We start from the raw sequence: 19,368 nt of genomic DNA on the forward strand, positions 1-19,368 counted from the left end.
GTCAGTCTCGCACCAGGTCGTTCAGCGCCGTCTTGCCCCGGGTCCGCTCGTCCGCGTACTTCACGATGACCGCGGCGTAGACGGAGAGGTCGGGCCGGTGGCGGTCGGTGCGCGAGCCGGGCACCACGACGGCGTTCTCGGGCACCTCCCCGTAGTGCACCTCGCCCGTGGCCCGGTCCACGACCGGGGTCGACCGGCCGAGGTAGACGCCCATGCCGATCACCGCGCCGCGCCGCACCCGCACGCCCTCGGCGATCTCGCTGCGCGCGCCGACGAACACGTCGTCCTCGATGACGACGGGGTCGTCGCCGATCGGTTCGAGGACGCCGCCGAGGCCGGCGCCGCCGGAGATGTGGCAGCGCGCCCCGACCTGGGCGCAGGAGCCCACCGTGGCCCAGGTGTCGATCATGGTGCCGGGCCCGATGTACGCGCCGATGTTCACGAACGAGGGCATCAGGACCGCACCCGGGGCGACGTGGGCGCCGCGCCGGACGACGGCGCCCGGCACGACGCGGATCCGCGCCTTCTGGAAGTCGCTCTCCTGCCAGTCCTCGAACTTGAGCGGCACCTTGTCGAAGGACCTGGGCTGCCCCGCGCCGGACTGCGCGGGCCTGTTGTCGTGGGTCAGGAACGACAGCAGGATCAGCTTCTTGACGAAGGTGTCCGTGACCCACGCGCCGTCCACGGGGTTGGCGGCGCGCAGCTCGCCGCGGTCGAGGGCCGCGAGCCCGGACTCGACGTGCGGTGCGAGCGCGGCCAGTTCGTCCCGGGTCAGCTCCGTACGGCGCTCGAAGGCGGCTTCGGTCAGCGCCCTGTCGTGCACGCTACTCACCTCGGTTCTCCTGCTCGTCGTGGTGCCGTGCGGCACGGGGGGTCGCGCCCAGGACGGGCACGGGCTGCGGGCGTACGGTGGCCAGGTAGTCCCCGATCTCCTCGGCCCGCCGGATCTCGACGACGTCGCCGTCGGCGGTGAGGAGCAGTTCGGCCGGCCGGAGCCGTCCGTTGTAGGTGAACCCCATGGCGTGCCCGTGGGCGCCGGTGTCGTGGATGACCGCGAGGTCGCCTTCGCGCGGGTCGGGCAGCGGGCGCTCGACGGCGAACTTGTCCATGTTCTCGCAGAGCGCGCCGACCACGTCGTACGTGCCCTCGGGCCGCCCGGTGACGAACGGCAGGGTCAGGTGGTGGTAGGCCCCGTAGAACCCGGGCCGCATCAGCGCCGACATCGAGGCGTCGAGGCCGACGATGTCGCGGGCCTTGCGGGCGCGGTTGATCACGCTGGTGACGAGGACCCCGTGCGGCCCGGTGACGTAGCGCCCGCACTCCATCAGGATCCTGGGGCCCGCCTGCCCGGGGAAGCTCCGGCGCCTGGCGGCGACGATGGCGTCCGCGTAGACCCGGAAGTCGAGCGGTCGGTCGTCGGGCCGGTAGGGGATGCCGAGGCCGCCGCCCACGTTGACGTACTCGAACCGGACGCCGGTCGCGTCGGCGACGTGCGCGGCCAGTTCGACCACGGCCACGGCGGCCTGGATCGCCCGGTCCACGTCGAGTTCGTTCGCGCAGGCCATCCCGTGGATGCCGAACCTGGTCGCGCCCCGGCGCCGGGCCTCGCCGTAGGCGTCCGCCAGCTGGTCCACCGGCACGCCGAACTTGGTCTGCGTGGCGTCCCCCATCAGGACCGACCCGGCGGCCAGGCCGTGCGGGGACACCCGGAAGGAGACGACGTCCGGCAGGGTGCCGGCCCGGTCGAGCAGCGACCGGTCGTCGAAGGTGATCAACGCGCCCGCCTTCAGGGCGAGTTCGTACTCCGGGACCGACGTGTTGTTGGACGTGAAGACCACGTCGTCCCCGGTCGCACCGACGCGCTCCGCGATCTCCAGCTCGACCGACGAGGCGCAGTCCAGGCCGCTGCCCTCGCCGTGGAGCAGCTCGAGGACGTGCGGGTTGGGCAGGGCCTTCACCGCGAAGTACTCGCGGAACGGCTCGCCCCGGAAGGCGTCGACCATGCTCCGGTACGTGTCCGTGATGCCCTGCGCGTCGTAGATGTGGAACGGCGTCCCGTACGCGGCGACGACGTCGTCCAGGACGGGCAGCAGCCGGCGGGCGAACCCGGCGGGTATCGGCATCTCTCCCCCCTCCTTCTGCGGGTGCGGCTCGGGTCAGGGGACGCGGACGACGCAGACCGTGCGGTTGCGCGGTCCGCTGAGCGGGCGGTCGTAGGGGAAGTAGTAGCTCTCGACGGGGACGAACCCGTGCTCGACCAGGCGCTCCTGGAGGTAGTCCTTGGCGATGAACCAGAAGTCGGCCACCCGCTCGTGCGGCGCGAAGCCCACCGCCGGGTCCTGCGGCGCGTCGTTGGAGAACACCAGGTGGGCGCCGGGCTTGAGGCCCAGCCCGGCCAGCTTGCCGAGGGCGGGCCCGAGGTGGTCGTCGGCGTCGAAGAGGTGGCCGAGGAAGCCGTCCGCGTAGACGAGGTCGACGTCGCCCACGTCCTGCGGGTCGAGCGTGAAGTAGTCCGCGGCGAAGGCGTCGACGCCCTTGCGGCGGGCCAGTTCCACCGCCTCCTCGTTGAAGTCGATCGCGCGGACCTTGCGGTTCTCGCCGACGAGGACGCCCTCCACCGCGGCGTTGCCGCAGCCGAGCGAGAAGACGGTCGCCCCGTCCCTGGTCAGCGAGAGGATCGCGTGCACCATGTGGGAGCGGTACTCGGGAACGTAGGTGGACGGCGTGATGGAGTCGTTGAACGCCCCGCCGTTCTCCCATATCTCGTAGATGCTGGTGGTCTCCTCGCCGACGGACCGCTGCGACGTGTAGTAGTCGCGGACGAGTTCGAGGTTCTGCGCCCTTTGAGTCATCTCTGTCTTTCCGGGGTCGTGGAACGGGAGTCAGGCAGCGGGGTGGCCGGCGGCGTACAGGTGCTCCTGGGTGTACTCGACCGACTTGGCGGGCAGGCGGCGCAGTTCGTCGACGAGCGGCCGCAGCGGTGCGGTGACGGCCGGCCCGAAGGCGCGGTGCAGCGCGACGGCGGGCGCCCCCCGGCCGCCGAGCAGCGCGTCCGCGAGGACCCGCGCCAGCGAGCGGAGCCCCGCGAGGACGACCTGGGAGTCGCCGGTGAGCCGGGGGCCGTCCTTCTCCGTCAGGGCGAGCGCCCCCAGCTGGACGTAGTAGGAGATCTGCAGGAACATGCCGTCGCTGTCCGGGAAGTGGCCCAGGCCCCGGTCGGCGTAGCGCAGGCACTCCGCCAGGTAGTAAGCGACGACGTCGGCCTGGGCGATGCCGAACCGCTCCGCCCAGACGTCGGCGAGGATCAGGGCGCCGAAGACGTCGGCGGCGACCTCCTGGAGCACCACGGAGGCCCACCGGTCGGCCTCGTTGAGCTCCTTGAAGTCGGTGGCGGGGCGGTGCACGAAGTGCCCGAGCTCGTGGCTGAGGACGCCGAGGGTGGGGATGGCCTCGAAGCGCGCGTCGCTCGGATCGAACTTGGCGTCGATGTCCAGGAAGCGTGCGGCCAGCGGGGCGGAGATGTTCTCCAGGACCGCGCGGTGGGTGTTGCCGAAGTAGTACGTCTTCTTGAAGGGCGAGTACTTGACGCCCTCGTCCTCCGGCAGGAAGTAGGCGATGTGCTTGGGGTGCAGGTTGCCCTCCCCGGCCATGAAGAACAGCCGGGCCGCACCGAAGGCGGGCAGGTCGCCGACGCGCAGGTCGGCGTGGAGGCGGCGCAGGTGGGCGGCGACCTCGTCGCCGGCCTGCAGCGCCTCCGTCACCAGCGCCTGGTGGGTCTCGTCGGTGCGGCAGGCGAAGGCGGTCGGCAGGCCCTTGACCTCCTTGCCGTACCAGGTCGACACCTGCCCGGCGACGACGGTGAACTCCTCCTGGAGCCCGGCGAGTTCCCGCAGGATGTCGTCGTCGTAGCCGTCCTGGACGGCCTGCGCCCGCAGGGTGAGGGCACGGCGGTCCGCCTCGCCCGGGAGGTACCCGGCCAGCGCCCGCATCGCGTCGGCGACGGGCTGCGGGGCGTTGAAGCGGCGCCTGGCGGGCACCCCGACCTCCTTGACGCGCTTCCACTCCGCGTCGATCTCGTCCTTGAGGAGGGCGAGCCCGGAGAGGAAGCCGTCGCCCAGGTCGGGCGTGGCGCCGGCGAGGTTCAGGCAGGAGACCTCGTACGTACCGGCCGGCGGCCAGAAGGCGCTCCGGTGGCTGCGGTACGAACCGGCCCGGCCGAGGTTGGACTCGTAGTCGAAGCGGTCGGCGGAGGATGCTGCGGACACGCTGGTTCCCCTCGTGTGAAGGTGGCGGGTGACTGGTCGTCAGGCGTCGACGGTGAACAGCCGGTTGTCGCGCTCCCAGGCGCGCACGGTGGCGTGGTCCGCCCGGAGGACGTCCTCGTCGGGGTGGCTCATGAAGACGATGCCGGGGCTGGAGAAGAGGTCGGTGGTCCGGGTGACCGCGTCGCCGGGCCGGGGCGCCTTCTGGAGCCAGGTCCTGCTGCGGAGGGTCTCCACGAGCTCGCCGTAGTGGGACCGCGTCACCACGCCGGACTGGTTCGAGATGAACTGCACCTGCCACAGCGGGTTGCGGTGGCGCTCCCGGGTGTCCGCGAGGCGCTCGGCGAAGCCCTCGCCCTCGGCCACCAGGCGCCCCACCAGGTCGAGCATGCTGCTGCCGACGGCGTAGTTCGCCGCGGGCCGGTTGAGCCCGCCGGACAGCCGGGAGGCGCACTCGATGAGGGTGGGGCCCTCCTCGGTGACCATCACCTCGGTGTGGTGCGCGCCGTAGCGGACGCCCAGGGCGTCGAGCACCCCGTGGACGTAGCCGACCAGTTCCGCCATCTCCGGCGCGGTGGGGTCGAGCAGCACGCTCCGGTCGTAGATCAGCCCGGCGCCCGGCACCCGGGTCTTGTCGGTGCGCCAGACCTCCGTGACGACGTGGCGGCCGTTGCCGCTGATCCCGTTGATGAAGTACTCCTGGCCGGCCAGGAAGCGCTGGGCGAGCACCGCCTCGTTCCGCTCGCCGTACGGGGTCGTGGTGCCGAGCAGCAGGTCGAACGCCCGGCGGAGCTCCTCGGGGTCCTTGCAGAAGGTCACCGAGTCGGTGCCCGCGCTGGCCTGCGGCTTGAGGACCACGGGCCAGGCGCCCCGCGCCGCCCAGGCGAGCAGCGCGTCGAAGTCCCGCGCGAGGTAGTGGTCCATGCTGCGCAGGCCCGCCTCCTTGAGGCGGTTGTGCATCTCGTACTTGTTCCGCCGGGCGGTGCTGGTCGACGGATCGTTGCCGGGCAGTCCGAGCGCGTCGGCGAGGAGGTCGGCGACGACGACGCCGCTCTCCGTTCCCGGCAGCACGGCGGAGGGCCGGTGCGCCCGCAGCTCCCGCACCAGGCCGGCGAGGTCGCCGTCGTACGGGAACGAGTCGACGTACTCGTCGGCGCGGAACGCCGAGGCGTAGTAGGCCGGGAGCTCCTGGAGCGTGTTCACGTGGACGCAGGCCCAGCCGTGCTCCTTGAGGACGGCGGGCAGCTGCGCCCCGGACGAATAGCCGTCGACCACGACGAGAACCTTCTCCGACACCGCGTTCACGGGCGACCTCTCCTGCTGATGATCCGTGTGCTGTAGATGGTGAATGCGGCCACGACCACGCAGCCCGCCGCGGACACGGCCGACCACTCCATGCGGTTGTCGAAGCCCTGGAACAGGTACGTGAGGATCGGGGCCAGGGCGAGCAGCGCGGCCACCGTGAAGGGCTCGGAGAGGATGATCCCGCGCTGGAGCGGCCACAGGGGCGCGATGACCCCCAGGACGGTGGCGATCGCGACCAGGCCGGTCTGGGCGGGCCCGTCGAGCGAGAGGCCGGGGCCCGTCAGCGCGAGTCCGGCCGCCACCGCGAGGAGCAGGTAGAAGCGGTGGGTCATGATCCGCGTGGCCGACCAGCCGCGGTCTCCGAGCTGCTTGGTGGCCACGGTGTTGAGCGCCTGGGTGACCCCGCCGACGGCGGAGGCCGCCAGGCCGGTGACCGTCGCCGCGACGCTCGCGCCCGTGATGCCGGAGTGCCCGGTGAGGGAGCCCCAGGCCAGCAGGGCGGTGCCGGACAGCACCCCGAGGGCCGCCGGGTAGACCCGGGCCGGGAAGCGCCGCCCCCGGATGACCCGCTCCAGGGCGATCGTCACGAGCGGCCCGAGGCCGCCCAGGATGGCGCTGACGATGGCCGGCTCGATGAACCGGAGGGCGAAGTAGTAGCCGATCCAATTGAAGGCACTGGTCGCGTTCAGCGTCAAGAGCGGGCCGACGGAGTCCCGGCCCACCCGCAGCCCTCCCCAGCCCTTCTGCAGGACCTGGACGGCCCCGTAGAAGAGGCTGCAGGCGAAGAAGCTCCAGAACAGGAAGGCGAAGGGGTGCACGCTCTGCAGGAGGTTTCCCGAGAACACCGCGTTGGCGTTCGCGAGCACGAGGAACGCCGAGACGTAACCGACCCCGAGGAGCGGGCTGTTCGGGGCTTCCGGTACGTCCCGGACCGCCCCCCGGGGGCCGGCGGCGGTGTCCTCGGCCCGTGGCGCGGTCATGCCCGGGACTCCTTCTGGTGGTCCTCGAGCACGAGCGCGGCCCCCTTCTCGCCGATCATCATGCTCGCCGCGTTGGTGTTCCCGGAGACCATCGTCGGCATGACCGACGCGTCGATCACCCGCAGCCCGTGCACGCCGTGGACGCGCAGCCGCTCGTCCACCACGGCCATCGGGTCGTCGCCCATCCGGCAGGTGCCGACCGGGTGGTAGGAGGTGTCGCCGTGCGAGCGGGCGTAGGCGAGGAGTTCGTCGTCCGTGCGCACCTCGCTGCCGGGCAGCAGCTCGAAGTCCCGGTAGTGGTCGATGGCCGGCTGCTCGACGATGCGGCGTGCGATCCGCATGCCCTCGACGAGCTTGGCGCGGTCGTGCTCGGTGTCCAGGAAGCGCGGCCTGATCGCCGGCGGGGTCAGCGGGTTGCGCGAACGGATGTGGACGGAGCCCCGGGACTCCGGGCGCAGCGCGTACACGCCCACGGTCATGCCGGGGCGGGTGTCGAGGCGCCGGCTGGCGCCCTCCCCGTAGCTCGCCGGAGCGAAGTGGAACTGGATGTCGGGCCGTTCCTCGCGCTCCGAGCTGCGGACGAAGCCGAAGCCGAGCGCGATGGGCAGGCTCAGCAGGCCGCGCCGGGTGCGGGCGTACTCCACCACCTCGCGGGCCAGGGCGAGCCCCCGGGAGCGCTCGTTGAACGTGATCGGCTGGCGCACCCGCCACCTCAGCCGGGCCGCGTAGTGGTCCATGAAGTTCTCGCCGACGCCCGGGAGGTGGTGCACCACCGGCACCCCGGCGTCGCCGAGCACCTTCCGCGAGCCGATGCCCGAGAGCTCCAGGAGCTGCGGGGACTGGACGGTCCCCGCGCTCACGATCACCTCGCGGCCGCAGCCGGCCCGGCACTCGGCCCCCTTGTACCGGAAGCTCACGCCGACGCAGCGGGTGCCGTCGAACCGCAGCCCGGTGACGTGCGCGTCGGTGAGCAGGGTGAGGTTGGGGCGCTTGCGCGCCTCCTTCAGGTAGGTGCGCCCCGCCGAGGAGCGGCGGCCCTCCTCGTGGTTGACCTGGTAGTAGCCGAAGCCCTCCTGGTCGCCGGAGTTGTAGTCCGGGTTCTCCTGGTAGCCGGCCTTGGCGGCGGCGGCGAGGAAGGCGTCGCACAGCTCGTCCCGCTCGCGCGGCAGCGCCACGTTGATCGGCCCGCTCCGGCCGCGGCTCTCCCCGCCGATGCCCGGGGCGCGCTCCATGCTCCGGAAGTACGGCAGGACGCCCTCCCAGGACCAGCCGGGGTTGCCGAGGCGCTCCCAGTCGTCGTAGTCCTGGCGCTGGCCGCGGACGAAGATCATCCCGTTGATCGCGTTCGAGCCGCCGAGCAGCCGTCCGCGCGGGATGCTGACGCTGCGGCCCTCGATGGTGGGGTCCGCGTCCGTCTCGAAGCACCAGTCGTAGCGCGGGTTGCCCATCAGCACGGTCTCGGCGGCGGGGACGGCGAGCAGCGGGCTGTGCCGCTCCCGCCCGGATTCGAGCAGGAGCACGCTCACGTTCGGGTTCTCGGTGAGCCGCCCGGCCAGCACGGAGCCCGCGGCCCCCGAGCCGACGATGACGTAGTCGTGGTCGCGCACCGTGGGCGGGGTCACGAGGCCGTCCCGGCACCGACGGTCGACGGCAGCGAGGAGATGGTGGTGCGGTGCATCAGGCGGCGGTGCGCCACGTGGTCGTAGTACGTCGCCCGGTGCATGGCGCTGCGGTTGTCCCACAGGATGATGTCGCCCGGCTGCCACTGGTGGCGGTAGGTGAACCGCGGCTGGACGGAGAACTCCTGGATGAAGGTGACGAGCGGCGCGCTCTGCTCCTCCGGCATGCCCTCGATGCGCCAGGGCACGTTGCCGCCCGCGTAGATCGCCTTGCGGCCGCTGACCTCGTGGACGCGCACGAGGGGCTGGGACACGTCGACCCACTCGGCCCGCTCCTCGGCGGTGGGCGCCGGGCGGTCCGGGTAGTTGTAGGGCCGGGACTGCACCCGGCTGATGATCACCTTGAGGTCGTCGATGCGCTCCTTCACCGCCTCCGGCAGCGCGTCGTAGGCGGCCGTCATGTTGGCGAACCAGGTGTCGCCGCCGACGGGCGGCACCTCGCGGGCGTACAGCATCGACCCGACCGGCGGCTGGGTGAGGTAGTGGCCGTCGGTGTGCCAGACCCGGCCGCTGTAGGCCGAGCCGATCGGCTTACCGTCCTTCGAGATGTTCGACAGGATGAGGATCTCGGGGTGGTCCTCGTGGTTGAACTGGGAGCGGGTGTACGTGTAGATCCCGCCGAACCGTTCGGTGAAGGCGATGTGCTGCTCCGGAGTCATGTCCTGGCCGCGGAACAGCAGCACCGTGGTGTCGATCCAGGCCTGGTAGACGCGTTCGAAGTCCCGGTCCGACAACTCACCGACACCGACGCCGCGGACTTCCGTTCCGATGCCGTCCGTGATGGGTATCAGCTCGAGCATGAACGAACTCCCTTGAGTTTCAGGAACTGTCGAGGTGAAGGGTGGCGTGCACGGGGGGGGGATTCCTCCGCTCCGCCGGCGGAGGAGGGGCTCAGCCGAGCGAGACCTTGTACTCGTCGACCCAGTGGTGCATCTCCACGAGCTGGATCAGCATGGCCGCCTGGTTGGACCCGCCGGGCAGTTCCGACCGCAGCTCGTTGGCGTCGATCTGCCGGATGAGGCCGTTCATCCGTTCCGTGTCGAACAAGGAGGCCAGCGGCGAGGCCGCGTCGTTGACGATCCACGACGCCTCGCGGACGAGCGTCCGGTCGTACTCCGGGTTCTGTACGTGCGGATAGGCGCTCTTCTTCCGGTTGACCGTGCTCGACGGCAGGACGTCGGCCATGGCCGCCTTGAGGAGTCCCTTCACGCCGCCCCGGGACTTGAGCGCCCACGGCACGTTCCAGACGTACTCGACCAGCCGGTGGTCGCAGAACGGGACGCGCACGTCGAGGCCGAGCGACATGCTCATGCGCTCCTTGCGGTCGAGGATCACCGCGAGCGGACCGGACAGGCCGAGGAAGAAGACCTCCCGCATCCGCGCGTCCCGGGCGTCCTCGCCGGCGAGCCTCGGCACCTCGGACAGCAGCTGGGAGTACCGGGCCCGCTCGTCCTCCTGCGGGTCGACCAGCCGCGTGACCTCCGGGGAGAGGTAGTCCGAGAGCTTCGGGCCGTTCCCCATCCACGGGAAGCGGCTCGCGCCGAGGACGTCCTCCTTGAAGAAGTAGGGATACCCGCCGAAGACCTCGTCGGCCGCCTCGCCCGTCAGGGCCACGGTGCAGTCGCGCCGCATCCGCTGGAACAGGAGGTACATCGACGCGTCGAACTGGCCCCAGCCCGGCAGGTCGCGGGCGCGGCGGGTGGCGGGGATGACGTCGAGCAGCTGCTGGGTGGTGGCGGTGAGCGTGGTGTGCCGGGTGCCGAGGAACTCGGCCGCGGCGGCGGCGTACGGGGCGTCGATGTCCGGCCGCAGCTCGGTCGCCACCCAGTGCGCGGGGTCGCTCTCGAACTGCACGCAGAAGGTGCCCAGCACGCTGTCCGGGGCCTGCTCGCGCAGTGCCCGCACGGCGAGCGCGGCCACCGACGTGGAGTCGATGCCGCCCGACAGCATGGCGCCCGACGGCACCGACGCCGCCAGCTGGCGGCTGACCGTGTCCTCCAGCAACTCCCGGACGTGGCGCGCGGTTTCGTCGAAGGTGTGGTGGTGCGGCTCACTGGTCAGACGCCAGTAGCGCTCCTGGGTCGAGCCGGCCTGCGACCAGGTGACGACCGTGGCCGGCGGGACTTCCGCCAGGCCCGCCAGGGGGGTCTCGCCCGGCAGCGCGAGCCGCGGCTGGAGCACGACGGGCAGCGAGGTGACGTCCAGCCGCGCCTCGAAGAGGGGGTTGGCCATGATGCCCTTGGGTTCGGTGGCGAACAGGACACCGTCGGCGTGGGCGTAGTAGTAGAGCGGCTTCACGCCCAGGCGGTCGCGCCCCAGCACGGCCTGCCGGGTGCGCTCGTCCCAGATCGCGAAGGCGTACGCCCCGTTGACCCGGGTGACGAACCCGCTCCCCCAGAGCTGGAAGGCGCGTCCGATGACCTCCGCGGTGGAGCCGGTCCTGAAGTCGACCCCGAAGCCCTCGATCTCCCGCTTCAGCTCACGGGCGTTGTAGACCTCACCGACGTGGGCGACGACGACGGCGCCCCGGTCGCCGTCGAGGTGCAGCGGCTGGGAGCCGGCCGGTGCCCCCGAGGTCGACAGCCCCCGGTGTCCCAGCGCGGCGTCGCGGGAGACCCAGACCCCCTTGGTGTCGGGGCCGCGCTGCCGCATGGTGTCCGTCATCGCGTGCAGCACGTCCTCGTGCTTGACGAGATCGCGCCGGAAGTCGATCCAGCCCACCAGCCCACTCATTCGATCACATCCCTGGTCACGCGGAATTCAGGTCGGTTCACAAGGCGTCGAAGGCCGAGGGGGACGCCTTGGACTCGGATCTCTGCGGGTGTCGCACTGCGGTGGCTCGCCCCCGGCCGGTGCCCGGGGGTCCGGCGTTCGACGCGGGCGCTTCGTCGTCCGGCGCGCCGGCCGGACTCCGCCGGTCGGATTCCCCGGCCCCCGCCGCACCGCCTCGGGGCCGTTTCGCGCCGACGGACAGCACATTGCCAGGTCGGGCCGCACAGGAGTGGGTCATGCCGGTTCAACAAGCTGCATGGCAGCTTGTTGAATCAAGAAGATATGCCACCGAACCGGGACATACTGCCCGGGCATTCTCGACCGCTCACCGGGGGACGGGGCGGCTCGGGGGCGTCCGGGGCGCGGACGGACCGGCCGGCGCGGCCGGGGGCGCCGCGCGCGCCGCCCGCCGCGCCCCCGGGCGGGGGATCAGAGCGCCCTGGTCATGAAGACGCTGTTGGGGTCCTCCCGGTAGTCCGCGAAGGGCGCGCAGTACGCGAAGCCGAACTTCTCGTACAGCGCGCGGGCCGGCGCGAAGAACTCGGTCGACCCGGTCTCCAGGCTCAGCCTGGTGTAGCCCATGCGCCGGGATTCCTCGACGATGTGGCCGAGCAGCGCCGAGGCGATCCCGCTCCGCTTGCGGGACGGGTCGGTGCGCATCGACTTGATCTCGCCGTGCCCCACCTCCAGCTGCTTGACCGCACCGCACCCGACGAGGCTGTCGCCGTCCCTGATCGACCAGAAGGTGACGTCGGGCTTGCGCAGCGCGTCGAGATCGAGCGCGTGCTTGCTCTCCAGCGGCGTGGTGGACCGCATCTCCCTGAGGTGCGAGTCCAGGAACGCGACGATCTCGGGGCCGGTGAGGTCGTCCACTGCAATCTTCATCTGCTCCACCCTTGTTCTGGTCCGTCGGACGGCGTCAGGTCGCCATGAGGAGTCCGACCGCGAGGAAGCGGCGGCCGATCCCGGGCCAGGTGCGTCTCGCCCGGGCAGGCCCCCTGTGCGCGGCCGTGGTCGACCAGGTCGATTATCGCGGCATCGCGATCGCTCCACGGCCGGCGCCGACGACGAGTCCCGCCTGCCTGACGTACCGTCAGGACTGAGTGCGCCCAAGGCCCCGAGCAGGGGCCGTCCGACGCGGATGGCCCGGTCCGGACGGCGCCGAGCCGACGGCGGCGGGCCGACGGCGCCGAGCCGACGGTACCGCGACCGGCGACCGGCCCGACGGGCACCAAACCGGGAGCAACCGGGTGCCTCGTGATTGAGTGGGCGCATGAACCAGCAGACGACTTCCGGGCCGTTCCGCGTCGGCCTGATCGGTTACGGCCTGGCCGGCTCCGCGTTCCACGCGCCGCTGATCGCCACCACTGCGGGGCTGCGGCTGGACGCCGTGGTCACCGCCAACCCCGACCGGCGCGCCCAGCTGGCGCGCGAGCACCCTGACGCCCGCGCCGTGGACACGCCCGAGCAGCTGCTCGCCGACCCGGACGCGCTCGACCTGGTCGTCATCGCCTCGCCCAACCGCACCCACGCCCCGCTCGCCCGCGCCGCCCTGGGGGCCGGACTGGCCACCGTCGTGGACAAGCCGCTGGCCGGCACCTCCGCCGAGGCACTGGAGCTGTGCCGGCTCGCCGAGGAGCGGGGCGTCCTGCTCTCCGTCTTCCACAACCGGCGCTGGGACGGCGACTTCCTCACCGCGAGCCGGCTGGTGCGCGGCGGCGCGCTCGGCCGGGTGCACCGCTTCGAGTCCCGCTTCGAGCGCTTCCGCCCGAAGCCGAAGCCGGGCTGGCGGGAGCTGGCCGACCCGGCCGAGGTCGGCGGCACCCTGTACGACCTGGGCAGCCACCTCGTCGACCAGGCGCTCACCCTGTTCGGGCCGGTCGAGACGGTGTACGCGGAGATCGACGTGCGGCGCGACGGCGCGGTGGTGGACGACGACGCCTTCCTCGCCCTCACCCACACCTGCGGCACCCGCTCGCACCTGTGGACCAGCGCCGTCACCCCGCTGATCGGCCCCCGGCTGCGGGTGCTCGGCGACACCGCCGGCTACGTCAAGCCCGGCATGGACCCCCAGGAGGCCGACCTGCGGGCGGGCCTGCGCCCCGACCGCAGCCGCCCCTGGGGCGCCGACCAGCCCTCGCACTTCGGCACCCTCGGCACCGACGAGTCCGCGATCACGCTGCCGACCGACCGGGGCGACTACCCCGCCTTCTACGCGGGCATCGCGGCCGCCCTGGGCGCCCCGGGCACCCCGCCCCCGGTCGACCCGCGCGACGCGGTCGCCGCCCTGGCCGTGCTGGAGGCCGCCCGCGCCTCCGCCGCCACCGGGACGGCCGTCCGCCCGGGCTGACCGGGCTGACCGGGCGGGCCGGGCGCCGGGCCGCCACACGCCGGCCCGGCGCTGTCGACCCGCCGCTCCCGGCCGGGCGCGCCCTCGGCCCGGCTCCCACGACGGCCCCGGTCCCACGGTGCCCCGCTCCTACGATGTCGGGATGAACACCTCACGGGGGCGGCAGGTCACGGCCGACGAGCGGCGCGAGCGCGAGCAGGCGTGGTCCGCCGGACAGAAGGCGCGCGAGCAGGCCTGGACCGAGCAGTTCGAGCAGCGCCGGCAGGCCGGGGAGGCCGCGGAGCAGGAGCTCCAGGAGCGCCTGGCCATGGCGCGGGAGCGGGAGGCCTGGGCGCACGGCAGGCGCAGCGGGTCGATCGGCTACGTCGACGTGACCGGCCCCGACCGCCGGCCGGTACGGATCGCGGTGGTGTGGCTCGGCCGCTTCGGGGCCACCGACCGGCCCCTGCACGCCTACGACCCGCTGCGGCACGTCGGCGGCAGCGCCGGCGGCGAGGGGGTCCTGCTGCTCCTGCCCGTCGCCGCCCTGCTGGGGCTGAACTTCGGACTCCGCTGGCTGGTCCTCGCCCTGTCCGGCCGCCGGCGCTGGGCCGTCGCCGTCAAGGCCGGACGCGACCGGGGCAGGCGCGGGGGCAACACGGTCCTGCTGCGCACCCGGGACCGCGCGGAGGCGCTGCGGTACGCGGCGGCGCTGGCCGACCGGATCGAGCGCGGCGGGACGGCCGCCCTCAGATCCCGATGACCTCCACCGCCGAGCCCAGCCCCCGGAAGTCGGCCACGTTGCGGGTGTACAGCGGCAGCCCGTGGGCCGAGGCGACCGCGGCGATCATCAGGTCGATCCGGCGCGGGCGCGGCTGGCGCCCGGCGGCGATGGTGAGCGTGACCAGCGTCCCGTAGCGGGCGGCGGCGGCCGCGTCGAAGGGCAGCGGGTCGAAGTCCGCCATCGCCGCGCCCAGCACCTCCAGCCGGGCGGCCCGGCTGGCCGGGTCCCGGGCCATCGACACGCCCTGCTGCAACTCGGCGAAGGTGATCGCGGTCAGCTCGGGCACGGCCGGCAGGTCGGACGGGCTGAGCAGCGCCAGGTCGATGTAGACGCAGGTGTCCAGGACCCCGGCCGGCCGCCGGCGGGGCGCTCTGCGGCGCTCAGCCACGCCGCCGCTCGAACGGGTCGTCGCCCTCGTCCCCCACCAGCTCCTCGGGCCCGAGGTCCTCCTCGGCCTCCTTGCGCATCTGCTGGTAGTCCACCCGCGGCAGCTTCACGTGCCGCGCCACCAGCTCCTCCGCCGTGAGCCGCCGCCGCCCCGCCACCGGGCGCAGCTCCGCGACCTCGACCCCGTTCCTGGTGATGTGGAACGTCTCCCCCGCCTCCACCGCGTCCATCACCGCGGCGGAGTTGTTCCGGAACTCCCGCTGGGAAATCGTCTTCACCCGTCCACGGTAGCCCCGTGTAGCCCCGCTGGCTACACCTCGCCCGACCCCGCCTCCCGCCCGTCCGGCGGGGGGCCTTCGGCTACGAACGGAAGGCCGGCGGGGCGCGTGCAAGGTTCCCCGCCAGTGGGGGGGAACCCCGCGGGCCGTAGGATCGTCCTGCTGGTACGTCAGGACGCCGACAGGACACCGGGAGGGGGAGCGCGCCGTGGCCGTGGTCGCGATGCTGCTGGGCCTGTTCCGGGTGCTGACCGGGGAGCTGGCGGCCGACAGCGGGACGCTGGCGTCGGTCGCCGCCGTCGCGGCCGTGGTCCTGGTGGCCGGGGCGGTCGCCGGGACGCTGGCCGGGGCCCGGCTGTCGGGGGCGCGGGCGCCCGCGGCGGTGCGCAGCGGGGTGCTGCGGCGCCGGGCGTTCCGTACGGCGTTCCTTCCGCAGCGTGATCCGGACGCCCGGGGCAGGCGACGCCCCAGGGCGCCGGGAGCGGCCCCGGCGGCCGCGTAGACCCGTCCTGGCTCCACCACGGCGCACTCTCGTGGCCGCCCTCCGCCGATCACTCACGTCCTGAGACCCCGGAGGGCTCGCTTCACCATGTCCGTACTCGCCGTTCTCGACCCCGCCGTCGCCCTGGCGCACGCCGCCGTCGCCGCCGTCGCCCACCTGGTGCCGACCGCCCTGGCCATCGTCCTGTTCACCGTCGCCGTCCGGCTGGCGCTGCACCCGCTGGCCCGGGCGGCGGCGCGCGGGGAGAAGGCCAGGGCGCGGCTGGCGCCGCGCGTCGCCGAGCTGCGGAGGAAGCACCGGGACCGGCCGGAGCGGTTGCGGGAGGCGCTGGCCGGGATGTACCGGGAGGAGCGGGTGTCGCCGTTCGCGGGGTGCCTGCCGGTGCTGGTGCAGATCCCGTTCTTCTCGGTGATGTACCGCCTGTTCACCACCCCGAACGACCTGCTGGACCACACGCTGCTCGGGGTGCCGCTGGGCCTGCACGTCACCGGCGCGCACGGCGCCGGGCAGTGGGCGGTGTTCGGGGTGCTGTTCGCCGGGCTGGCGGCGGTCGGGGCGGTCAACTTCCGCCGGGCCCGGCGCGCCGCCGCGCAGGCGACGGCCGCGCAGGCGTCGGAGGCGGCGCAGGTGCGGCCCGCCCCGCAGCCGGGGGCGGCCCTGCTGCCCTACCTGTCCTTCGGTTCGGTGCTCTTCGCGGCGCTGGTGCCGGTGGCCGCCGTGCTCTACCTGCTGACGGCCGGGCTCTGGTCGGCCGCCGAGCGGGCCTGGCTGTACCGGGACGGGACGCCGGTGCCGGCCGCCGCGGTGGTCGGCTGACGCGCCCGGCCCCGGCGTGCCGTCAGAAGTGGTGCAGCAGTTCGGCGAAGGCCCCGAGCTGCAGCGTCGCCTCGTCCGGGCCGAGCTCCACGTGCTCCAGCACCCAGGTGTGCTCGTGCGGGATGAGGACGGTGCGCAGGCCGGCCCGGCGGGCGGGGGCGATGTCGGACTTGGGCGAGTTGCCGATCATCCAGGTGCGGCCCGGGTCGAGGCCGAGGTCGGCGGTGAGCTGCCGGTAGGTGTCGACCGACTTCTCGGCGACGATGTGGACGCCGCGGAAGTGGTGGTCGATGGTCGACTCGGTCACCTTGCGCTGCTGCTCGTCCTGGTCGCCCTTGGTGAGCAGCAGCAGGTGGTGGCGGTCGGCGAGGGCGGCCAGGGTGTCGGCGACGCCGGTGATCAGTTCGACGTCACGGTTGGTCAGCGGGGTGAGCAGGGAGTCGATCCGGGCCTGCTCGTCCGCCGTGGGGGTGCGGCCGTTGAGCTGCTGGAGGCAGTCGGCGAGGCTCTGCCGGAAGACGGCGGCGCCGTAGCCGAAGGCGGCCGAGTTGGCGGTCTCGATCTCGTTCAGCAGGGCTCTGGTGCGCTGCTGCTCGGCCGGGGCGGCGACCCAGTCCAGGAAGCCGTCGATGACGCGCTCGAAGAGGACGTTGTTCTCCCAGAGCGTGTCGTCGGCGTCGAAGATCAGGATCTGGTCGGTGTGCATCCGGTTCGTCTCCAGAGGGCTCAGGGGTGCGGGGGCCGGTGGTGCAGGGCTCGGCGGCGCCGGGGCCCGGCGGTGCAGGGGCTCGGCGGCGCCGGGGCTCGGCGGTGCAGGGGCTCGGCGGCGCCGGCGGCTCGGCGGCGCCGGCGGCTCGGGCGCGGCGTTCAGGGGGCCAGCAGGCGGGCGGCGCGGTCGAGGGTCTCGCGGAGGTTCTCCTCGCTGGTCCGCCGCTTGGCCTCCTCGACGGTGAGCCACTCCAGCGGGGAGGCCGGGTTCTCCGGCCGGGCCCGCTCCGGGGTGCCGGTGGCCAGCAGGAAGCGCAGGTCGGCGTGGGCGTGCGCGGGTTCGGCGGGCGAGGCGGGGACGGGCACCACGGCGAGGTGGACGAGGGCGGGGCCCGGCCAGGGGGCGAGGTCGGTCAGGCCGGTCTCCTCCAGCCCCTCGCGCAGGGCGATGTCCAGCGGCCGGGTCTCGCCCGGGTCCCCGTGGCCGCCGACGTGCAGCCAGGCCTGCTGGCGGACGTGCCAGCGCAGCAGGACGCGGCGGGTGGGCGGGTGGACGATCAGCGCGGAGGCGGTGAAGTGGAGCGGGAAGGTGCCCCGGTCCCACGCGTCGGCGGTGCCGAGCAGGCGGCGGGCCCGCTCGTGGTCGGCGCTCTCCACCGGCCCCAGGGGGCGGTGGTCGCCCAGCAGTCGGGCCAGGTCGGGGCTCTCGGACGGGCCGCCCGTGGTCACCATGGTCTGCTCCTCGTTCCGTTCCGGGCCGCGGGCCGCGTCGGCCGGGGTGCGGGAGCGGGCCGTCGGGCCCGGGGCTTCGGGTTCCGGCGAACCCGCGCAGCCTAGCTCCGCGGTGCTCGGGCGGCCCACCGGTTTTCCCCCGGGCGCGGGGGCCCGCCCGGCCGCACACGGGGTGCGCACCGGACGTTCCGGTGGCGGACACCCTCCGGACCGCCGGCGGCATACCGGCCGGTCCGGGCGTTTCCCCGGAGGCCGTAGCCTGTGGTGATCGTTTCGGGACAGGTGGAGGGATGTCGTCATGGTGGCTGCTCCGGCGCTCGCCGAGCTGCGCGAGGTGTGCCAGCCGCAGGCCAAGATCCAGAGCCGCAACGGCGAGCACTGGGCGGGCCGGCTGTACATGCGGCGGGTCTCGCTGCGGACCACCCGGCAGCTGGTGCGGACCCGGGTGTCGCCGAACACCCTCACCTGGGTGATGGTGGTGTGCGGGGTCGGCGGCGGCGCGGCCCTGCTGATCCCGGGGCCGGCCGGCGCCGTACTGGCCGTGGTGCTGTTCCAGCTGTTCCTGCTGTTCGACTGCGTGGACGGCGAAGTGGCGCGCTGGAAGCGTCAGTTCAGCATGGCCGGGGTGTACGTGGACCGGCTCGGCGCGTACCTGGCGGACGCCGCGCTGATGATCGGCGCGGGCGTGCGGGCGGCGCGCGGCGGCTCGGAGCTGTGGGTGTCGGCGGGGCTGGCGGCCGCGCTGGGCGTGGTGCTGCTCAAGGCCTCGACGGACCTGGTGGACGTGGCCCGCGCCCGCAGCGGGCAGCTGCCGGCCACCGAGGAGTCGACGCAGCCGCGCTCCCAGGGCATCGCGACGGCCCGCCGGATCGCCTCGGTGTTCAAGATCCACCGGGTGACGAACGGCATCGAGGCCTCGCTGGTGCTGCTGGCGGCGGCCGCGGTGGACGCCGGGCTCGGGAACCTGGACGCCACGCGGTGGACGCTGGCGGGCATCACGGTGATCACCTGGGGCATGGTGGTCGCGCACCTGGCGTCCATCCTGTCCTCCTCCCGGCTGCGCTGAGCAGCCCGCCCGCAGCGGTACCGGACGCGCGGTGGGCGGAGGCACGCAGGGCCGGGCGGTCGGCGCCCGGGGCCGAGCCGCCCCTCCCCCGCCCGGGGGAGGCCCCGGCGCCGGCCCCGGCGCCGGGCTGACGCGGCGGGCCCGGGCCGCGCGGGAGGGTGGGGGCAGGACGACGACCGCGCCCGCCGCCCCCTCGGCCACCGGCTCCGTTCCGGCCGCACCCCGCTGGGCCGTGCGCGCCGCCCACCTCGCCGCCGTCACCGCGCTGCCGGCCGGGCTGTGGCGGCTCGGGCCGGTGGCGGGCTGGCACGGCGGGTACACCGGTGCGGGCTACCGGGCGATGGGCCTCACCGGCCGGGGCGCGGCGTGGCCGGTCTTCCTGAGCGTGGCCACCGAGGCGCCGGCGCTGCTCACGATCCGGGCCGGTCCGGCCGTGGGGCACGGTGCCGCCGGGCTGGGTGCCGTCCCTCGGCGGCCGCCCGGCGAACCCGCGCGCGGTGGTCCTCGCGGCCTCGCTCGGCGCCGTCGGCCTGGCCCTGCTGTGGACGCCGTTCGCCGTCTGGTGGGCGATGCCGGGTACGGACACGACCCCGCTCGGCCACGCCCTGGTCGGCTTCCCCTACCTGCCGACCGTCCTCTGGGCACCCCTGCCGGCGGCCGTCACCGTGTCGTACCACCGCCGGCACCGAGCCGCGGCGACGGCGGCCTCCCGCCCCCGCGCCGCCTGACGCACCGCCCGCCGACGACCGCGCGCGGGTGTGGCGCGGA

The 19,368-nt window shown here is 73.7% G+C and carries 20 protein-coding genes; 6 read left to right on the forward strand and 14 right to left on the reverse strand.

Annotated elements, in window-relative coordinates; translation table 11 throughout:
• Position 1 precedes the first annotated feature (1 nt).
• The 10 genes from ACH5AR_RS27945 to ACH5AR_RS27990 form a co-directional block, all read right to left on the reverse strand.
• The gene (locus ACH5AR_RS27945) at positions 2 to 832 is read right to left on the reverse strand and encodes a 2,3,4,5-tetrahydropyridine-2,6-dicarboxylate N-succinyltransferase (RefSeq protein ID WP_396304282.1); all 831 of its coding nucleotides are present in this window, start codon (positions 830 to 832) and stop codon (positions 2 to 4) included.
• Entirely contained in the window at positions 825 to 2,123 is a 1,299-nt protein-coding gene (locus ACH5AR_RS27950; RefSeq protein ID WP_396304283.1) for a diaminopimelate decarboxylase, read from the reverse strand. The genes ACH5AR_RS27945 and ACH5AR_RS27950 overlap by 8 nt, the downstream gene beginning before the upstream one ends.
• Positions 2,124 to 2,156: 33 nt before the next feature.
• On the reverse strand, positions 2,157 to 2,852 hold the full coding sequence (locus ACH5AR_RS27955; RefSeq protein ID WP_396304284.1) for a class I SAM-dependent methyltransferase: 696 nt from the start codon (positions 2,850 to 2,852) through the stop codon (positions 2,157 to 2,159).
• A gap of 30 nt (positions 2,853 to 2,882) precedes the next feature.
• Complete coding sequence (locus tag ACH5AR_RS27960; RefSeq protein ID WP_396304285.1) at positions 2,883 to 4,265, reverse strand: hypothetical protein; 1,383 nt, start codon at positions 4,263 to 4,265, stop codon at positions 2,883 to 2,885.
• 39 nt (positions 4,266 to 4,304) lie between these two features.
• The gene (locus ACH5AR_RS27965) at positions 4,305 to 5,567 is read right to left on the reverse strand and encodes an ATP-grasp domain-containing protein (RefSeq protein WP_396304286.1); all 1,263 of its coding nucleotides are present in this window, start codon (positions 5,565 to 5,567) and stop codon (positions 4,305 to 4,307) included.
• Positions 5,564 to 6,547: an EamA family transporter gene (locus ACH5AR_RS27970; RefSeq protein ID WP_396304287.1), complete on the reverse strand. Its 984-nt coding sequence runs from the start codon at positions 6,545 to 6,547 to the stop codon at positions 5,564 to 5,566. Before ACH5AR_RS27970 ends, ACH5AR_RS27965 begins: the two co-directional genes overlap by 4 nt.
• Positions 6,544 to 8,169, reverse strand: a complete 1,626-nt coding sequence (locus tag ACH5AR_RS27975; RefSeq protein WP_396304288.1) for a GMC family oxidoreductase — start codon at positions 8,167 to 8,169, stop codon at positions 6,544 to 6,546. The genes ACH5AR_RS27970 and ACH5AR_RS27975 overlap by 4 nt, the downstream gene beginning before the upstream one ends.
• Positions 8,166 to 9,026 (reverse strand): TauD/TfdA dioxygenase family protein, encoded by an 861-nt coding sequence (locus tag ACH5AR_RS27980; RefSeq protein WP_396304289.1) that lies wholly within the window; start codon positions 9,024 to 9,026, stop codon positions 8,166 to 8,168. Before ACH5AR_RS27980 ends, ACH5AR_RS27975 begins: the two co-directional genes overlap by 4 nt.
• Positions 9,027 to 9,117: 91 nt before the next feature.
• Positions 9,118 to 10,959 (reverse strand): asparagine synthase (glutamine-hydrolyzing), encoded by a 1,842-nt coding sequence (gene asnB / locus ACH5AR_RS27985; protein ID WP_396304290.1) that lies wholly within the window; start codon positions 10,957 to 10,959, stop codon positions 9,118 to 9,120.
• A gap of 468 nt (positions 10,960 to 11,427) precedes the next feature.
• Complete coding sequence (locus ACH5AR_RS27990; RefSeq protein WP_396304291.1) at positions 11,428 to 11,883, reverse strand: GNAT family N-acetyltransferase; 456 nt, start codon at positions 11,881 to 11,883, stop codon at positions 11,428 to 11,430.
• 388 nt (positions 11,884 to 12,271) lie between these two features.
• Between ACH5AR_RS27990 and ACH5AR_RS27995 the strand changes: the two genes are divergently transcribed.
• Both ACH5AR_RS27995 and ACH5AR_RS28000 read left to right on the forward strand, forming a co-directional pair.
• A complete protein-coding gene (locus tag ACH5AR_RS27995) occupies positions 12,272 to 13,348 on the forward strand; it encodes a Gfo/Idh/MocA family oxidoreductase (RefSeq protein ID WP_396304292.1) in 1,077 nt (358 codons plus the stop codon).
• Positions 13,349 to 13,490: 142 nt separating this feature from the next.
• Entirely contained in the window at positions 13,491 to 14,090 is a 600-nt protein-coding gene (locus ACH5AR_RS28000; RefSeq protein WP_396304293.1) for a hypothetical protein, read from the forward strand.
• Here the strand turns inward: ACH5AR_RS28000 and ACH5AR_RS28005 are convergent.
• Both ACH5AR_RS28005 and ACH5AR_RS28010 read right to left on the reverse strand, forming a co-directional pair.
• Entirely contained in the window at positions 14,077 to 14,499 is a 423-nt protein-coding gene (locus ACH5AR_RS28005) for a type II toxin-antitoxin system VapC family toxin (protein WP_396304294.1), read from the reverse strand. The two genes, ACH5AR_RS28000 and ACH5AR_RS28005, sit on opposite strands and share 14 nt — an antisense overlap.
• Positions 14,492 to 14,776 (reverse strand): type II toxin-antitoxin system Phd/YefM family antitoxin, encoded by a 285-nt coding sequence (locus ACH5AR_RS28010; RefSeq protein ID WP_396304295.1) that lies wholly within the window; start codon positions 14,774 to 14,776, stop codon positions 14,492 to 14,494. The genes ACH5AR_RS28005 and ACH5AR_RS28010 overlap by 8 nt, the downstream gene beginning before the upstream one ends.
• Before the next feature lie 208 nt (positions 14,777 to 14,984).
• Between ACH5AR_RS28010 and ACH5AR_RS28015 the strand changes: the two genes are divergently transcribed.
• Together ACH5AR_RS28015 and ACH5AR_RS28020 are read left to right on the forward strand one after the other, a co-directional pair.
• Positions 14,985 to 15,278, forward strand: a complete 294-nt coding sequence (locus ACH5AR_RS28015) for a DUF6412 domain-containing protein (protein WP_396304296.1) — start codon at positions 14,985 to 14,987, stop codon at positions 15,276 to 15,278.
• 87 nt (positions 15,279 to 15,365) lie between these two features.
• A complete protein-coding gene (locus ACH5AR_RS28020) occupies positions 15,366 to 16,094 on the forward strand; it encodes a YidC/Oxa1 family membrane protein insertase (RefSeq protein ID WP_396304297.1) in 729 nt (242 codons plus the stop codon).
• Between the two features lie 22 nt (positions 16,095 to 16,116).
• On the opposite strand, the gene ACH5AR_RS28025 is transcribed toward ACH5AR_RS28020, so the two are convergent.
• Together ACH5AR_RS28025 and ACH5AR_RS28030 are read right to left on the reverse strand one after the other, a co-directional pair.
• On the reverse strand, positions 16,117 to 16,800 hold the full coding sequence (locus tag ACH5AR_RS28025) for an HAD family hydrolase (protein ID WP_396304298.1): 684 nt from the start codon (positions 16,798 to 16,800) through the stop codon (positions 16,117 to 16,119).
• Between the two features lie 161 nt (positions 16,801 to 16,961).
• Positions 16,962 to 17,534 carry an NUDIX hydrolase gene (locus ACH5AR_RS28030; RefSeq protein ID WP_396304299.1) on the reverse strand — a complete coding sequence of 191 codons (573 nt, stop codon included), beginning with the start codon at positions 17,532 to 17,534 and terminating at the stop codon, positions 16,962 to 16,964.
• Positions 17,535 to 17,832: 298 nt separating this feature from the next.
• Here ACH5AR_RS28030 and ACH5AR_RS28035 point away from each other — a divergent pair, with 298 nt between their 5' ends.
• Both ACH5AR_RS28035 and ACH5AR_RS28040 read left to right on the forward strand, forming a co-directional pair.
• On the forward strand, positions 17,833 to 18,600 hold the full coding sequence (locus ACH5AR_RS28035; RefSeq protein ID WP_396304300.1) for a CDP-alcohol phosphatidyltransferase family protein: 768 nt from the start codon (positions 17,833 to 17,835) through the stop codon (positions 18,598 to 18,600).
• Between the two features lie 458 nt (positions 18,601 to 19,058).
• Entirely contained in the window at positions 19,059 to 19,328 is a 270-nt protein-coding gene (locus tag ACH5AR_RS28040; protein WP_396304301.1) for a hypothetical protein, read from the forward strand.
• Positions 19,329 to 19,368: the final 40 nt, after the last annotated feature.

It is taken from the genome of Kitasatospora sp. NPDC018619, assembly GCF_044391605.1.
Taxonomy (GTDB): domain Bacteria; phylum Actinomycetota; class Actinomycetes; order Streptomycetales; family Streptomycetaceae; genus Kitasatospora.

Bases quoted from the DNA above. Each gene is read 5' to 3' on its own strand.
- ACH5AR_RS28000 (WP_396304293.1), top strand. From the start codon at position 13,491: ATGAACACCTCACGGGGGCGGCAGGTCACGGCCGACGAGCGGCGCGAG.
- ACH5AR_RS28035 (WP_396304300.1), top strand. From the start codon at position 17,833: ATGGTGGCTGCTCCGGCGCTCGCCGAGCTGCGCGAGGTGTGCCAGCCG.
- ACH5AR_RS27955 (WP_396304284.1), bottom strand. From the start codon at position 2,852: ATGACTCAAAGGGCGCAGAACCTCGAACTCGTCCGCGACTACTACACG.
- ACH5AR_RS28030 (WP_396304299.1), bottom strand. From the start codon at position 17,534: ATGGTGACCACGGGCGGCCCGTCCGAGAGCCCCGACCTGGCCCGACTG.
- asnB (WP_396304290.1), bottom strand. From the start codon at position 10,959: ATGAGTGGGCTGGTGGGCTGGATCGACTTCCGGCGCGATCTCGTCAAG.
- ACH5AR_RS27950 (WP_396304283.1), bottom strand. From the start codon at position 2,123: ATGCCGATACCCGCCGGGTTCGCCCGCCGGCTGCTGCCCGTCCTGGAC.
- ACH5AR_RS28025 (WP_396304298.1), bottom strand. From the start codon at position 16,800: ATGCACACCGACCAGATCCTGATCTTCGACGCCGACGACACGCTCTGG.
- ACH5AR_RS27980 (WP_396304289.1), bottom strand. From the start codon at position 9,026: ATGCTCGAGCTGATACCCATCACGGACGGCATCGGAACGGAAGTCCGC.
- ACH5AR_RS28020 (WP_396304297.1), top strand. From the start codon at position 15,366: ATGTCCGTACTCGCCGTTCTCGACCCCGCCGTCGCCCTGGCGCACGCC.
- ACH5AR_RS27990 (WP_396304291.1), bottom strand. From the start codon at position 11,883: ATGAAGATTGCAGTGGACGACCTCACCGGCCCCGAGATCGTCGCGTTC.
- ACH5AR_RS27995 (WP_396304292.1), top strand. From the start codon at position 12,272: ATGAACCAGCAGACGACTTCCGGGCCGTTCCGCGTCGGCCTGATCGGT.
- ACH5AR_RS27970 (WP_396304287.1), bottom strand. From the start codon at position 6,547: ATGACCGCGCCACGGGCCGAGGACACCGCCGCCGGCCCCCGGGGGGCG.